This window comes from Thermosynechococcus sp. QS41 (genome assembly GCF_031583515.1).
Classification (GTDB): domain Bacteria; phylum Cyanobacteriota; class Cyanobacteriia; order Thermosynechococcales; family Thermosynechococcaceae; genus Thermosynechococcus.
Map to the genome: position 1 here is coordinate 802709 of NZ_CP134181.1, position 13147 is coordinate 815855.

Annotated in this window: 11 protein-coding genes; 8 read left to right on the forward strand and 3 right to left on the reverse strand. The window is 54.7% G+C overall.

Annotated features, from left to right (window positions below; translation table 11 throughout):
• The first annotated feature begins 1 nt into the window (after position 1).
• The 8 genes from RHJ80_RS03725 to RHJ80_RS03760 all read left to right on the forward strand — a co-directional run bounded on the left by RHJ80_RS03725 (position 2) and on the right by RHJ80_RS03760 (position 7533).
• The gene (locus tag RHJ80_RS03725) at positions 2-1624 is read left to right on the forward strand and encodes an ABC transporter substrate-binding protein (protein ID WP_399384484.1); all 1623 of its coding nucleotides are present in this window, start codon (positions 2-4) and stop codon (positions 1622-1624) included.
• A complete protein-coding gene (locus RHJ80_RS03730; protein WP_310743404.1) occupies positions 1621-2415 on the forward strand; it encodes a TlyA family RNA methyltransferase in 795 nt (264 codons plus the stop codon). Before RHJ80_RS03725 ends, RHJ80_RS03730 begins: the two co-directional genes overlap by 4 nt.
• Positions 2416-2437: 22 nt before the next feature.
• The gene (locus RHJ80_RS03735; RefSeq protein ID WP_310800467.1) at positions 2438-3283 is read left to right on the forward strand and encodes an amino acid ABC transporter permease; all 846 of its coding nucleotides are present in this window, start codon (positions 2438-2440) and stop codon (positions 3281-3283) included.
• Positions 3284-3378: 95 nt separating this feature from the next.
• On the forward strand, positions 3379-3972 hold the full coding sequence (locus RHJ80_RS03740) for a peroxiredoxin (protein ID WP_149820771.1): 594 nt from the start codon (positions 3379-3381) through the stop codon (positions 3970-3972).
• Positions 3973-4103: 131 nt separating this feature from the next.
• Positions 4104-5402: a hypothetical protein gene (locus RHJ80_RS03745; RefSeq protein ID WP_310801489.1), complete on the forward strand. Its 1299-nt coding sequence runs from the start codon at positions 4104-4106 to the stop codon at positions 5400-5402.
• Positions 5403-5405: 3 nt separating this feature from the next.
• Entirely contained in the window at positions 5406-6530 is a 1125-nt protein-coding gene (locus tag RHJ80_RS03750) for a hypothetical protein (RefSeq protein ID WP_310801490.1), read from the forward strand.
• Positions 6531-6610: 80 nt separating this feature from the next.
• The gene (bcp, locus tag RHJ80_RS03755) at positions 6611-7081 is read left to right on the forward strand and encodes a thioredoxin-dependent thiol peroxidase (protein ID WP_206201122.1); all 471 of its coding nucleotides are present in this window, start codon (positions 6611-6613) and stop codon (positions 7079-7081) included.
• Positions 7078-7533 carry an NUDIX domain-containing protein gene (locus RHJ80_RS03760; protein WP_206201123.1) on the forward strand — a complete coding sequence of 152 codons (456 nt, stop codon included), beginning with the start codon at positions 7078-7080 and terminating at the stop codon, positions 7531-7533. Before bcp ends, RHJ80_RS03760 begins: the two co-directional genes overlap by 4 nt.
• Positions 7534-7695: 162 nt before the next feature.
• Here RHJ80_RS03760 and RHJ80_RS03765 read toward each other — a convergent pair whose 3' ends face one another.
• The 3 genes from RHJ80_RS03765 to RHJ80_RS03775 are packed head-to-tail and all read right to left on the reverse strand — an operon-like array spanning position 7696 to position 13123.
• Complete coding sequence (locus RHJ80_RS03765) at positions 7696-8466, reverse strand: precorrin-2 C(20)-methyltransferase (RefSeq protein WP_206201601.1); 771 nt, start codon at positions 8464-8466, stop codon at positions 7696-7698.
• Positions 8457-10247, reverse strand: a complete 1791-nt coding sequence (gene feoB, locus RHJ80_RS03770; RefSeq protein WP_310801491.1) for a ferrous iron transport protein B — start codon at positions 10245-10247, stop codon at positions 8457-8459. The genes RHJ80_RS03765 and feoB overlap by 10 nt, the downstream gene beginning before the upstream one ends.
• Entirely contained in the window at positions 10244-13123 is a 2880-nt protein-coding gene (locus tag RHJ80_RS03775; protein ID WP_310801492.1) for a GAF domain-containing protein, read from the reverse strand. The genes feoB and RHJ80_RS03775 overlap by 4 nt, the downstream gene beginning before the upstream one ends.
• Between the last annotated feature and the right edge of the window lie 24 nt (positions 13124-13147).

Here is a 13147-nt window from a genome sequence, read left to right on the forward strand (position 1 = left end):
GATGATGTACCGAGCGGGTGTATCCGTGACACGACGGCTACTGTGGGGATGTCTGGTACTGTTGTTGAGCCTGCTGCTGGTTGCCTGTGGCGGTGATCGGCCTCGCCCAGGGGATGACAGTATTGTCATTGGTACCACGGCTCGCCTGCGCACCCTAGACCCCGCTGATGCCTACGAAAATTTGGCGGGACTGCTGCTGTTGAATTTGGGCGATCGCCTCTATACCTACGAAGGCAAAGACCTCATTCCCCAACTGGCCACAGCGCTACCTGAAGTGAGCGAGGATGGCCTGACTTACCGCATTCCCCTGCGGCGGGGGGTTCGCTTCCACGATGGCACACCGTTTAATGCAGCCGCCATGGCCTTTTCCCTTGAGCGATTTATGAATAGTGGTGGCCAACCCGCCTCCCTCTTGGCCGGGCGCGTTAAAGAAATTCAGGCGATCGCGGAGGACTTACTGGAAATTCGCCTCAAGGAACCCTTTGTGGCTTTTCCCCATTTGCTGGCCTTTAGTGGCTTGTGTGCCGTTTCGCCGACAGCCTATGGTGCAGCGGGCGATCGCTTTTTGCCGACGCAATTTGTGGGCACAGGCCCTTACCGTTTAGCGGCCTACGGTACCGATGGGGTACGCCTTGAACCCTTTGCCGACTATTGGGGAACCAAGCCCCAAAATACGGGGATTCGCCTGCAAATCTTTTCCAGTAGCGCTAATCTCTACAATGCCTTTCGCACGGGGGCAGTGGATGTGGCGATCGGTGCGCTCGATCCCAATCAAATTCGTGCCCTCAAGACTCAAGCGGCAACAAAGCACTGGCAGGTCATTACCGGGGCAGGTAACGCTGTCACTGTCCTAAGCATTAATTTGCGCCAACCCCCTTGGGATCAATTGGCAGCGCGGCAGGTTTTGGCGGCCAGTGTCAATCGTCAACGCCTCGCGGAACGGGTCTTTTTGGGGGAAGCAAAACCCCTGTACTCGCTGGTGCCGAGTTTATTTCCTGAGAGTGAGCCGATTTTTCGCGATCGCTATGGAGATGGAGACGCCGCTCAAATAGCTCACTGGCTAGCCAAGACCTCTATTTCAGCGCAGCAACCCCTCGTCGTCAATCTCTGGTACCGTGCCAATGTTCCCAGTAATGTGCTGGCGGCAACGGTTCTTAAAGCCTCACTAGAGCGGGATTTGGGCGATCGCGTGCAGGTGCAATTGGACAGCGCTGACTCGGCTACGATCTACCGCAATTTAGACAGTGGGGCTTACCCCTTGGTCTTGCTCGATTGGTATGGTGATTTTTACGATGCTGACAATTACCTTGAACCTTTCCTGAGTTGCGAGCATGGTTCTGTGGAAACAGGCTGTGACAGTGGTGCCAGTGCGGCGTGGGGGTCGTTTTTCTATAGCCCTGAGGCCAATGATCTCATTGTTGCCAGTCGCCGTGAGGCCAATCCCCAACGCCGTGGGGTACTATTGCGTCAGCTTCAGGAACTCAATGCCGAGGCCGTGGCCTTTTTGCCCCTGTGGCAGAGTGAAACCACCCTCTTTGCCCAACCCCAGTTGCGCGGGTTAATCCTTGATGTCAACCAGCTCTTTGCCTTTGCCCCCCTGCAGAAAGCACCAAAAGATCAATGAGTCCCCGAAAGCAACGCTTGGATAGTCTTCTGGTGGAGCGGCACCTGTGTGAGAGCCGCCAACAGGCCCAACGCTGGATTCGCGCTGGGGAAGTGCAGGTAAACCATGTCCCCATTGATAAGCCGGGCACGCTGGTGGCAGTGGATGCCACGATTCAGGTGAAGGCAAAAGCCGCCTATGTTTCGCGGGGGGGTGAAAAACTTGCCCATGCCCTAGGGGTCTTTCCTGTGGTGGTGCGCGATCGCGTGTGTTTAGATGGCGGTATTTCCACGGGCGGCTTTACGGATTGTCTGTTGCAAGCGGGCGCCAAACGGGTCTATGGCATTGATGTCGGCTATGGCCAAGTGGATTGGAAACTGCGCCAAGACCCGCGCGTTATCCTCAGGGAACGCACCAACCTGCGCTATTTAACCCCCACTGATCTCTACACTGACGATGCGCCCCGCCCCGATCTCGGCGTGGTGGATGTCTCTTTTATTTCCCTGACTAAAGTTTTACCCGCCCTATGGGAATTACTGCTGCCGCCGCGAGACTTGATTGCGCTAATTAAGCCACAGTTTGAGGTGGGGCGCGATCGCCTCGGCAAACATGGTGTGGTGCGCGATGCCAAGGCGCGTCAAGAAGCCGTGGATCAGGTGATTGCCGCCGCCGAAGCGTTGGGGTGGCAGTGCCACGGTGTGACTCCCTCGCCGATTTTAGGGCCTGCGGGCAATCAAGAATTCCTTGCTTATTTTTTTTGTCATGCTGTGGGGAATGCTTCCCTAGAGAACGAGATGGTATCATCATCCTGACAAAAATGATGGCTTTTCGAGAATGCAGCAAGTGGCACCGTTTATTCCTCCTTGGGCAAAATGGCTCAATGGCATCTTTTTGGTGTGCCTAGGGCTGGGCATTCTTGCCTTTTGTGGCTACCTTTATTACTTTCGTGAGACGTTGATACTGTACGCGCCGTTTCTCCTGCAGGCGGCAATTACGACGTTTTTGATCTCAGTCTTTAGTTTGCTCTTGGCGGTCATCTTGGGGGCGATCGCCACCTGGGCGAGGTTGCATCCTGTCCCGCCATTGCGCTGGCTGAGTACGGTTTACATTGAATTTGTGCGCGGTACCCCAACCTTGGTGCAACTGCTGGTGTGGGGCTTTGGCATTGGTGGGCTCTTGAGTCAATGGGGTTTTGATCCTCGGCAAATTGCCTTTGATGTCATGACCGTGCTGCAAAGCAACCGCTTGGTGTCGCCGCTTTTTAACTACATTTTCTACGGCATTCTTGGCTTGGGCTTTAACTATGGTGCCTATTTGAGTGAGGTCTTTCGCAGTGGCCTAGAGGGGGTTCCCAAGGGACAAACGGAAGCCAGCCTCAGCCTTGGCCTCTCGGGTCGGCAAACCCTATGGCGGATTATCCTGCCCCAAGCCATTTTGATTATCCTGCCTCCCTTTACCAATAACTTCATTACGCTGATGCAGGACTGCGCCCTCCTGGTGGTGATTGGCGTGCCCGAACTGCAAAATATGACGAGCACCTTTGCCAATCCCATTACCGATCCGCAGCGGAAGCTCTTTATCTATGTCTTGGGTGCGATGTTCTACTTTGCCCTCTGTTTTCCTCTGTCACGGCTCTCCCGCTTCCTTGAGCAACGGTGGCAGCGATTGGCTATTTCATAATCAAAACCGTTATGAGTATGATATAGTAAGCATAGCTGTTAAAAAATGTGAACAGCTCTATTCAACCTGTCGTAGTTAGGAGTACGAGGTTTTCTATGTCTGACTGTCTGCGTGTTGGTCAGCCCGCCCCGGATTTTGAAGCGGTTGCTGTTTATGACCAAGAGTTCAAAACCGTCAAGCTCTCGGACTATCGCGGTAAGTACGTTGTTTTGTTCTTCTATCCTTTGGATTTCACGTTTGTTTGCCCCACAGAAATTGTCGCTTTTAGCGATCGCTACGATGAATTCGCCAAACTGAACACCGAAATCCTTGGCGTGTCTGTGGATAGCCAGTTCTCCCACTTGGCGTGGACGCAAACCGATCGCAAAGCTGGTGGTGTGGGCGATCTCAAATATCCCCTCGTGTCTGACCTGAAAAAAGAAATCAGCACCGCCTACAACGTGCTGACCGAGGAAGGGGTGGCACTGCGCGGTCTCTTCATCATTGACAAAGAAGGGATTATCCAACACGCAACGATCAATAACTTGGCCTTTGGCCGCAGCGTTGATGAGACTCTGCGGGTGCTACAAGCGATTCAATACGTCCAAGCTCACCCCGACGAAGTCTGCCCCGCTGGCTGGCAACCCGGCGACAAAACGATGAACCCTGACCCTGTCAAATCCAAAGTGTATTTTGAAGCGGTGGGCTAATTGCCCCTCTGTCTCAGACTGATCCGTGCTGTGAACCTGCCCTTGGGGTGGGTTCTTTTTTTGTCTCGCCAAGACCCGTAGGAAAACGTTAGGGTGGAACAGGAGGCCTTTTGCCGAAGAGGGAGGCAAACATGACGGTCGATCGCCGCCTAATGCAAGCTGTAGAAACACTGGGGTACCGAGTGACCGCAGGGGATGTGGCGGGTACGGTGGGATTACCACTGCAAACGGCTGAAAAAGGATTAATGGCCTTGGCTGCCGATGTTGGCGGCACGCTACAAGTGGCCGAAAGTGGCGATATTGCCTACGTCTTCCCAAGAAATTTTCGCAGTATCCTGCAAGCAAAATACTGGCAACTGCGACTGCGGGCGGTGGCGCAGCGGGTTTGGGGTGTTGTTTTCTATCTGATTCGCATTTCCTTTGGCATTTTTCTCATTGTTTCGATAGTTCTGATTTTTCTGGCGATCGCCATCATTTTGATTGCCCTTTCTAGTCAAGGGCGAGACGGTGAGGATCGCGGCCAAGGTGGCTCTTGGGGGGGCGGTGGCATCAATGTTTGGGTCTTTCCCGACTTTTGGTATTTCTTTGGCGATCCTTCTCCCCAGCGATCGCGCCCCCGGTCACAGGACAATGACGAGGAAATGAACTTCTTTGAGGGGGTCTATTCTTTCCTCTTTGGCGATGGCAATCCCAATGCCGACCTCGAAGAACGCCGCTGGCAACTCATTGGCCAAGTGATCCGCAACAATGGCGGGGCAGTCACGGCAGAGCAAATTGCCCCCTATCTCGATTTAGAAACAGATCCGGGGGACGATGAGTGGTATATGCTGCCGGTGCTCACCCACTTTAACGGTCGCCCCGAAGTCACAGAGACAGGGCAGATGATCTATCGCTTTCCTGAGTTACAAACGACGGCTCAAACTCGCAAAGGTCAACGGCAGACGCTTCCCCCCATCTTGGAAGAACAGCTCTGGCGCTTTAGTCGGGCACCCGCTTGGCAAATTATGGTGGCCATTGGCTTGGGCTGTGTCAATCTGATCGGGGCGCTGATGCTGTGGTACCTCTTGGGAGATGGGGCGATCGCCCAAGAACTGGGGGGGCTGGTGGCCTTTGTGGCCTCCATCTTTTGGATTTTGCTGGGCTATGGTATTGGCTTTTTGGGTATTCCCTTGGGGCGGTACTACTGGTTACTGTGGCAAAATCAACGCATTCGCGATCGCAATGCCCGCCGCTACCACTACGCCAATATTCTGGCCAATCCCACACCGCAGTTGCGTGCCAAATTACGGGCAGCTCAAGCCTATGCCCAGCAGCGGCAAATCCGTGAACAGGATGTCATCTATCGCTCCGATCAAGATTTAGTGGAGCAGGAACTCGCCCAATCGGAAGCCATCGATCGCGAATGGTTACGCCGACTGGAATCGGAGTAGATCATGACCCACTCCTCCCTGCGCCCAGCGGCTGCCACAGGAGATCTCGAGGCCATTCAAGCCCTCCTAGAAGCGGCACTTGCCCCCAAGGGGATAGGGGTCACAGCGAGCCAGCGGCGCGAATGTCTCTTGTTGCACCTCCAGTGTCCAACGAGTGTCCCGGCTGCAATTGTGCTCACACTACTCGCTCGCGAACTGATCCACTGGCCAAGCTATGCCCACAGCAGCATCCTGATCACGGCTTGCCAAGACAGCTATGAACTCTGGGAAGCGGCGCTTGATCTCACCAGTCGCCATGAGTTACAACGCCTTGCCAAGGGGGAGCATCTACGTCAGACTCTCTCCCTCCCTTCTCCTCCTCGCAAGGAAGAGTTTGGCATTCCTGTCCAACCCCTCAGCACTAAAGATTGGCAAGTGATCGCGGCGGGGTTGGGTCTATCACTCCTTCTTCTTACGTCAGAGCAGGTGACGTTTTTGCTCAGTCCGCTGATTACCCTTGTCCACGAAATGGGTCATGCAGTAATGGCGTGGCTCTTTGGCTATCCAGCGGTTCCCGCCTTTGATTTTCGCTACGGTGGTGGCGTCACTCTCCATGGCGATCGCGCGGGCGGCATCATCCTGCTTATTTATACGGTATTGCTGGCCTTGGCCTATTTCTACCGTCACAATCGGCTGACCCTTATTTGCCTTGGGGTCTTTACGCTGCTTTATACCCTTGTGGCCTTTAGTCCAGTCCATGAAATGCTCTTTGTAGCGATGGGGCATGGCTTTGAACTCATTTTTGCCGTCATTTTTCTCTACCGTGCCCTCAGTGGTTGGGGCTGCCGCTATCCCATTGAACGTCCCCTCTACGGTATGGTGGGGTTTTTCATTGTGTTTTTTAATATGCGCTTTGCTTGGCAGTTGCAGTTTAATCCTGTGTTTCGAGAGATGTACCTGATGGGCAAAGGGGGCATTGATCACGATTTTGTTCGCTTGGCTCGCGATTTTCTGCACACTGATTTAGCAACGGTGGTTGGCCTCTACGGCTTTTTTGTGGTTCTGACACCGGCGATCGCCTTCCTGCTCTATCGTTATCGCCAGCTCATGCTGTACCTGTTCATTCGCCTCTTTATCTCTGAGGGCTAAAGGCTACACCCCTTGGCCACCACAGCAGGCGCCAAACTGGGGGAAGATAGATATGGCCAACCATTGGAAATTGCTCAGAAATGTCCCTGACCGTTGGGGCGATCGCCCCTTCCTTTGAACTGGCGGATGCTACGGGTAAGCGGGTGCGTTTGGCTGACTTTCAAGGTCAGTGGGTGATTCTCTACTTTTATCCCCGTGACAATACCCCCGGCTGCACCAAAGAAGCCTGTGCTTACCGCGATGTCAGTGCCACCTTGGGCGATCGCAACGTCGTTATCCTAGGCATTAGCCCCGATAGTGTCGCCTCCCACGCCAAATTTCAGCAAAAGCTTAACTTGCCCTTTCGCCTGCTGGCCGATGTGGACACCAGCGTTGCCCAAGCCTACGGTAGCTATGGCCCGAAAAAGTTCATGGGCAAGGAATATCTCGGTGTTTATCGGGATACATTTCTCATCGATCCCACGGGCAAAATTGCGGCTATTTATCGGCGGGTGAAGCCCGATGCCCATGTGGCGCAAGTGCTGGCGGATCTGGAGCAGCTACAAGCGTGAATTGGTTCTGGCGAGTTGTCCGTTTTTTCCTAAAGCGATTTTGGCGGCATCCCTTTGTGGCGGTGTCGGTGATTGCCTTGACAGCGGGCGATCGCCTGATTTTGATCCAACGCCGCGATACGGGTCAATGGTCGCTGCCGGGGGGCATGATGGATTGGGGAGAAACGATTCTCGATACCGGCGCTCGCGAACTCGCGGAAGAAACAGGATTGCGCCTCAAGAGCTTTGAAGGCTTAGTGGGGGTTTACTCTGACCCAAAGCGAGATCCCCGTGTTCATGCCGTGTGTATCGCGATCGCTGCCCGCGTTGTCGGTGAGCCACAGGTTTTGGATGTCAAGGAAGTGCGTGCAGTACAAGCCTTTCCCCTCAGTGACCTCCCCTTAGCCGATCTCGCCCACGACCATGCCCAACAGTTACAGGACTATTTGAGTGGACATCTAGGATTGACATGAACACCAAAGCTAGATTGTTAAGTCTTATTTAACGATATCGCACTTTCGTTTAGTGGAACAAACGGCTACTAATGCAAATGAAGGTACAGAGACACGCTAAGAGAATTCACACCACTTGATCTATCGTGAGGAGACGCCCATCCCCGTGGAACCGATAAAGAATCATTGGGTACTGTTGTACATAGGATTGACTTCAGCACTCGCGAAATTCTGCAAGATGGGGCGCCGCTGCCAAACAATGAGCAGCGAAAAGTAGGGCAGGGTTAACTCTGGATAGTTCGTCAGGGGGGTGTAGATTTGCTGTTGAGGGGTTGTTGCCCAGCTCACCACTGCCGCCTGTTCCAAGAGGTGGTGTTCCTTGAGCCAATGCCAGACGTGGCCATAGACCGATCGCACCTTCATTAAAACCACCACCTCCGCCCATGCCCACACCCGCTCGAGGTCATCCCCGTGGTACATTGCTGGCAAAATCGCTAGGCGATCGCTCCCCAAGGTCAGGGGCACCCCTAAGCTAGCCGCTGCGGCCAAAGGCGAGCAAATTCCCGGAATCACTTCAATCGCAATATGAGGGTCAAGGCTCTGGACGGCTGCCGCCAGATAGGAAAACGTACTGTAGAAACTGACATCCCCCTCAGAGACAAAGACCACATCAATGCCTTGAGCGAGATAGGCATAGACTTGCTCTGCCGCCTTTTGCCATGCTTGTTCTAAGACATCTTCTGCAAGAACATAGGGGAATTCGAGGGGCAGATACATTTGCTGGGGGTCTTTGTAGGGAGAAATGATCTCCTCGGCAATGCCGCGCCGTCCCTGTAGTCCCGCCGGAAAGGCAATCACCCTTGCGTGCTGTAGGCGTCGCCAACCCTTGAGGGTAATGAGTTCAGGATCCCCCGGCCCTACGCCAATGCCGCAAAGGGTGGCCATTAGCCCCATCCCCACCAGTGCCCCAGTTGATAGACACTGCCACTCACCACCCACGCCATCACCAAGGCATAGAGGGTCGCAAAAATCGTAAACTGCCCGCGTTTCGATTCACTCCAGAGGGTGGCAAGGGTGCTCAAGCAGGGGGTGTACAGGAGAGTAAAAAGCATAAAGCTGTAGGCCTGCAGGGGCGTTAAATCTTGGGCGATCGCCTGCTGTAACGAGGTACCCGAAAGGTGATAGATCACCGCCAACGCACCAATCACAATCTCCTTGGCCACAAAGCCGACAATCAGGGCGATCGTTAGGGCAGGTGTAATGCCCACCGGTGCCAAAAGCGGCTGTAGCGCTATCCCCAGTTGACCCGCCCACGTTTCTGGACTTGAGGGCGTTGCGTTCAGGGGTAAATGGGTCAATGCCCACACCACCAAGACACCTATCATAATGAAGCCCGTGGCTCGCGAGAGAAAATGCCGCACCTCGCCCCAGGCCCGCAGAATCACCTGTCGCCCCGTCGGCCAGCGATAGGGGGGCAACTCCAGCAAAAAGGGATCCGTATTCGGGAAATAGCCCTGAAAACAGAGGGCAGTGAGCAAGGCCGCCAGAAGACTCCAGCCATAGAGAGACAGCAGGACGACTGCCCCCCACTGCGGGGGAAACAAACAGGCAATGAGAAAGACAAACACCTGTAGCCGCGCTGAGCAGAGGGAAAAGGGAATGATCAGCATCGTCAGTAGCCGCAGCCCCGGCGAGCGAATAATGCGGGTGGCCATCAGGGCGGGGACATTGCAGCCAAAGCCCATCAAGCTGAGGACGAAACTGCGTCCATCTAAACCCAAGCGTGCCATCAGGCCATCCATCAGGTAGGCGGCACGGGCAAGGTAGCCACTATCCTCAACGATCGCCATCACAATAAAGAAGATGGTGACTAAGGGCACAAACGCTGCCACCGTGGTCATACCGCCATAGATGCCCTCAATGAGCAAACTGCTGAGCAAGGGGGGCAGCCCCGCGAGGAATGGCGCCAGCACCTGTCCCTGAAAGGTCTCAAACGCATCACTGAGCCAGCCTTGAACCCCCAGCCCTAGCACCCATACCACTTGAAAGACAAGGTATAGCCCCGCAAAAAAGAGGGGCAGTCCCCACAAAGGGTGTAGCAACCAGTGATCCAACTGTTCTGTTAGTCTGCGAACGGTGCGACTGGGGAAAGTAACGGTGCCCGCCAATAGGGGCGCGATCGCCCCCGGTTCAATTTCTGGCAACGTTGGCTTGAAGAGCGGGGCTTGGGGAATCGGTGCTTCCTTGAGGGCATGGCAAATCGTTGCGTAGGCCTCCCAATACCCCCCACCATATTTGGCACTGAGGGCCACCACCGGCACCCCAAGGCGATCGCTCAATTTCTCGGTATCAATCTGAATCCCCAGTTGCCGCGCTTCATCGGCCATATTCAGGAGCACCACCATTGGTAGCCCCCAAGCCTTCACCTGAAGGGCTAAGCGCAATTGATGCTGAATCTGACTGGCATTGAGAATCACCAACACCAGCCGCACCGGCACCCGTTGGAAAAACTCACGCACAAGGGTTTCATCGGCAGCCGTCCCCGCCAGATCGTAGATGCCCGGCAAATCCACCAGTTTAACCATTTCACCATTGAGGGAAATCTCGGCTTCTGCTAAGTCCACCGTAATCCCCGGCCAGTTGCCTACATGGGCACGGGCAGCGGCAATGCGATTGAAAAATGTGGATTTACCCGTGTTCGGGAGGCCAAGAAGGGCGATCGTGCTTGGGGTCATTGGCGCGGCTGTGAGGATTGCAATTCAAAGGTACCCGTGTCGCCACTATTCAGGGGAATGAGCAGACGACTCAGGAAGCGGCCATCCTCTAATTTATACATATCGAGGTTATAGCCTAGGCGTTGACACAGGTTAAAGCAGACTTTGAGGTGTCGTCCGGGGGGCTGATCAAGGCTGGAGGGAGCAAGCCAGTCGAGATGTTCGAGTTGGTGCAGTTTAATGAGTAACTGTGGCTCTATTTCCCCATTGTCGGTGATTGACAGTTCCAGCCAAGACTGCATTTTGCCCCCCTGCCCCATGCCTTCAATTTGTTGGCACCAGATGTCAATGCGGCCTTGGGAGGGCGATCGCTGGCAGGCAAAAAGCAACAACTCATAAAGGATTAACTCCAGCTTGCTAATGTCACCATTGAGGGTGAGGACAGGTTGATTGTGAACTTGAATCCACAGTTGTTTGCGCTGCTTCCAATTTTCGATGCGATCCATCACTCGCTTGAGGAGCACCGCTAGGCCTGCTGTGTCAGTCGTTTTGTCCAGTTGCCATACCTCATGGCTCAAGAGGGGATGGAGGGATTCCAGCTGGGTTTGCAGGAGCGTGCCCAACCGCCGCAGCAGGGGAGCCGCCTCAGGGTGTTGCTGAACCCATTGCGTCAACTGATGGCAGAGACTCGCAAGTTGACTATAGACCTGTTCAAGGCGACGGTGCTTGTACCAGTTGAGGGTTTCAAGGCTTTGCCAACCTTGGGTGAGCATTTGAATGAGGGAAGTACTGCGGTGTGCCCAAGCCAAATGGTTGACAAGGGTAATAAAGGCCTCTAGGTGCAAGGTTGACCACTGGCGATCGCGACGATCAGCGACAATGAGAACCCCTGAAGGTTCGTATTCGGGATCAGTGCGTAGGGCGATCGCCAAAATTTGACCAATGTCTGGCCCTGAGAGCCACTCTCGCGTACGCGGATCTAGTTCTGCTGCTGTGGTTTGAATCAACCAAGTGTAGGGATTACTGGTGACATCGGCTTGGGAGGCCATCAGGGCACTGTGGATCAGCGGATCCTCATAGATGGCAACTTCCGCGTCGTTGCGAATCGCAAATTTAGGATGGCTAGGGGGCGGTGCCACAATCGAGCCAACCGTCTGACCAGGTCGCCAAGTCACTAAGGCCACAAGGGGTACCTGCATTAAGTTCATGAGCTGCTGTAAGCCCGTCAGTTCAATGCGCTCCAAGTTTTGGGTGCGTTGCAGTGCCGTTAACCCCGCCAGCATCGCCGATCGCACTTGCTCCTGCTGCGTATTGGTGTTTTGCAGTTGCCACTGATGGCTAATGAGGCCAAGGGTACGCGCCACCTCCTGTACAAGGGTTTGCTGACTTTTGCCCCAAGCCGTTGGTTCAGTGCGCCCCACTAACAGCAGTGCTTCCAAAGAATGGCCGGGGGTGGTGGTTGCTACCACAAGGGACTGGATATGCAGCTTGTCGAGAACCTCTTTCCAAGAGTAGAGGCGCAGTTCATGGCTACAGTCCTCAAGGGCAATGGCTGTGGTTGCCGTTTCCAGAAGTTGCCAATCCATTTTTTGTAAGGGCGGGAAGGGCGGATGGCGATCGCGCCCCCGGGGCGCCGGATACTGAAACAGGACATCAAAGACTTGGGTCAGGGAGTTGTAGCTTAACAAAAAGACCCACTGCACCCCTAAATCTGCCGCTAACCTTTCGCCCGCATGCTGGAGCACTCGCTTCCAGTCCTGCTCATCACAAATCGCTTGCGCCAACTCACTCACCAAGCTTTGGGCCTGCTGGGTCTGTGCCAAGAGGTGCTCGAGGCGTTCAGTGGGGGCTGCCAAGGCCAATAGCTCTGCGGTGACTTGGAGAAGTTTCTTTTCATTGTCATTCCAAGGGTAAGGCTCACTGCGCTCGAATGTGAGAAAGCCCACGACATCGGTGCCCACCAGAATCGGGGTTGCCACAAGGGCACGGCAATTCAGCATTTGCATTAACCGTAAGGGTGCGGTAGCACTGACCACACTTTGACTATCGCTGACACTCACGGTTTGGCCGCTGGCAAGGGCAGTATAACAACCTGCTAACTCCTGCTGTGTAATCGCTAAGGGTTGCCGCTGGCTCTCGCGGCTCTGGGGTTTACCAACAGTGTAACTGCGCCGCCGATAGAGGGGTTGCTCCAAATCTCGCCAAAAGAGGCTGGTACGTTGAGGTTGACAGAATTGGTGCACTGCCAGCAACAGAGCTTCAATGCGTTGACCCAAACTAGGGGCACGGCTGGCCTCTTGGAGAAGATGGCGCACTGGATCATCACTCGTCATTGTGGGCGCCGCCGCTTGCTTGGTTTCAGGGGCTGGTTTTGCCGCGGTCAAGCGTTCCAATTCCGCCCCAAGGGCACTCACCAGTAAGCTCATGTGCGCTAAATCATCGCCCCGCAGGGTATCGCCCCATGTGGTGGAACCGATCATGAGAATGCCGAGGGGTTGACGATGGCGGATAATGGGATAGATGGCCGTGCCTTGAATGCCCAAACGGGTGGCGGCTTCTCGTAACTCGCCTAGGCGGGGTTCCTCCTTGAGACTGGGCAAACTAATCGGCTTGCGGTTGATCAACACCTGATCGAGAAGACTACCGGCGGCAAGGGTCAGTTTCTGCTTGAGGAAGGGATGATCGCCAACGGGCGTGGTTCCCCCTTGGCCAATGAGTTGTTTGGCGGCTTCATTGTATAGTCCCAGCCAGACAAAGGACATGCCGAGGGTTTCTTGGACAAAACTGACCAAGGGAGCAATGAGTCCGCCAATTTGCTCTTGCTGTTGCAGTTGCTTAATGGTGTTAACCAGTGCCGCCAAAGCGGGGCTGACCTTCGAGGATTTGGCAGAGGTCATAGGGGCGATCGCAACCGAGAAGGA

Excerpts from the sequence above, each read along its gene's own strand:
- bcp (WP_206201122.1), top strand. The coding sequence starts at position 6,611 with ATGTCCCTGACCGTTGGGGCGATCGCCCCTTCCTTTGAACTGGCGGAT.
- RHJ80_RS03750 (WP_310801490.1), top strand. The coding sequence starts at position 5,406 with ATGACCCACTCCTCCCTGCGCCCAGCGGCTGCCACAGGAGATCTCGAG.
- RHJ80_RS03725 (WP_399384484.1), top strand. The coding sequence starts at position 2 with ATGATGTACCGAGCGGGTGTATCCGTGACACGACGGCTACTGTGGGGA.
- RHJ80_RS03745 (WP_310801489.1), top strand. The coding sequence starts at position 4,104 with ATGACGGTCGATCGCCGCCTAATGCAAGCTGTAGAAACACTGGGGTAC.
- RHJ80_RS03740 (WP_149820771.1), top strand. The coding sequence starts at position 3,379 with ATGTCTGACTGTCTGCGTGTTGGTCAGCCCGCCCCGGATTTTGAAGCG.
- feoB (WP_310801491.1), bottom strand. The coding sequence starts at position 10,247 with ATGACCCCAAGCACGATCGCCCTTCTTGGCCTCCCGAACACGGGTAAA.
- RHJ80_RS03765 (WP_206201601.1), bottom strand. The coding sequence starts at position 8,466 with ATGGGGCTAATGGCCACCCTTTGCGGCATTGGCGTAGGGCCGGGGGAT.
- RHJ80_RS03735 (WP_310800467.1), top strand. The coding sequence starts at position 2,438 with ATGCAGCAAGTGGCACCGTTTATTCCTCCTTGGGCAAAATGGCTCAAT.
- RHJ80_RS03775 (WP_310801492.1), bottom strand. The coding sequence starts at position 13,123 with ATGACCTCTGCCAAATCCTCGAAGGTCAGCCCCGCTTTGGCGGCACTG.
- RHJ80_RS03730 (WP_310743404.1), top strand. The coding sequence starts at position 1,621 with ATGAGTCCCCGAAAGCAACGCTTGGATAGTCTTCTGGTGGAGCGGCAC.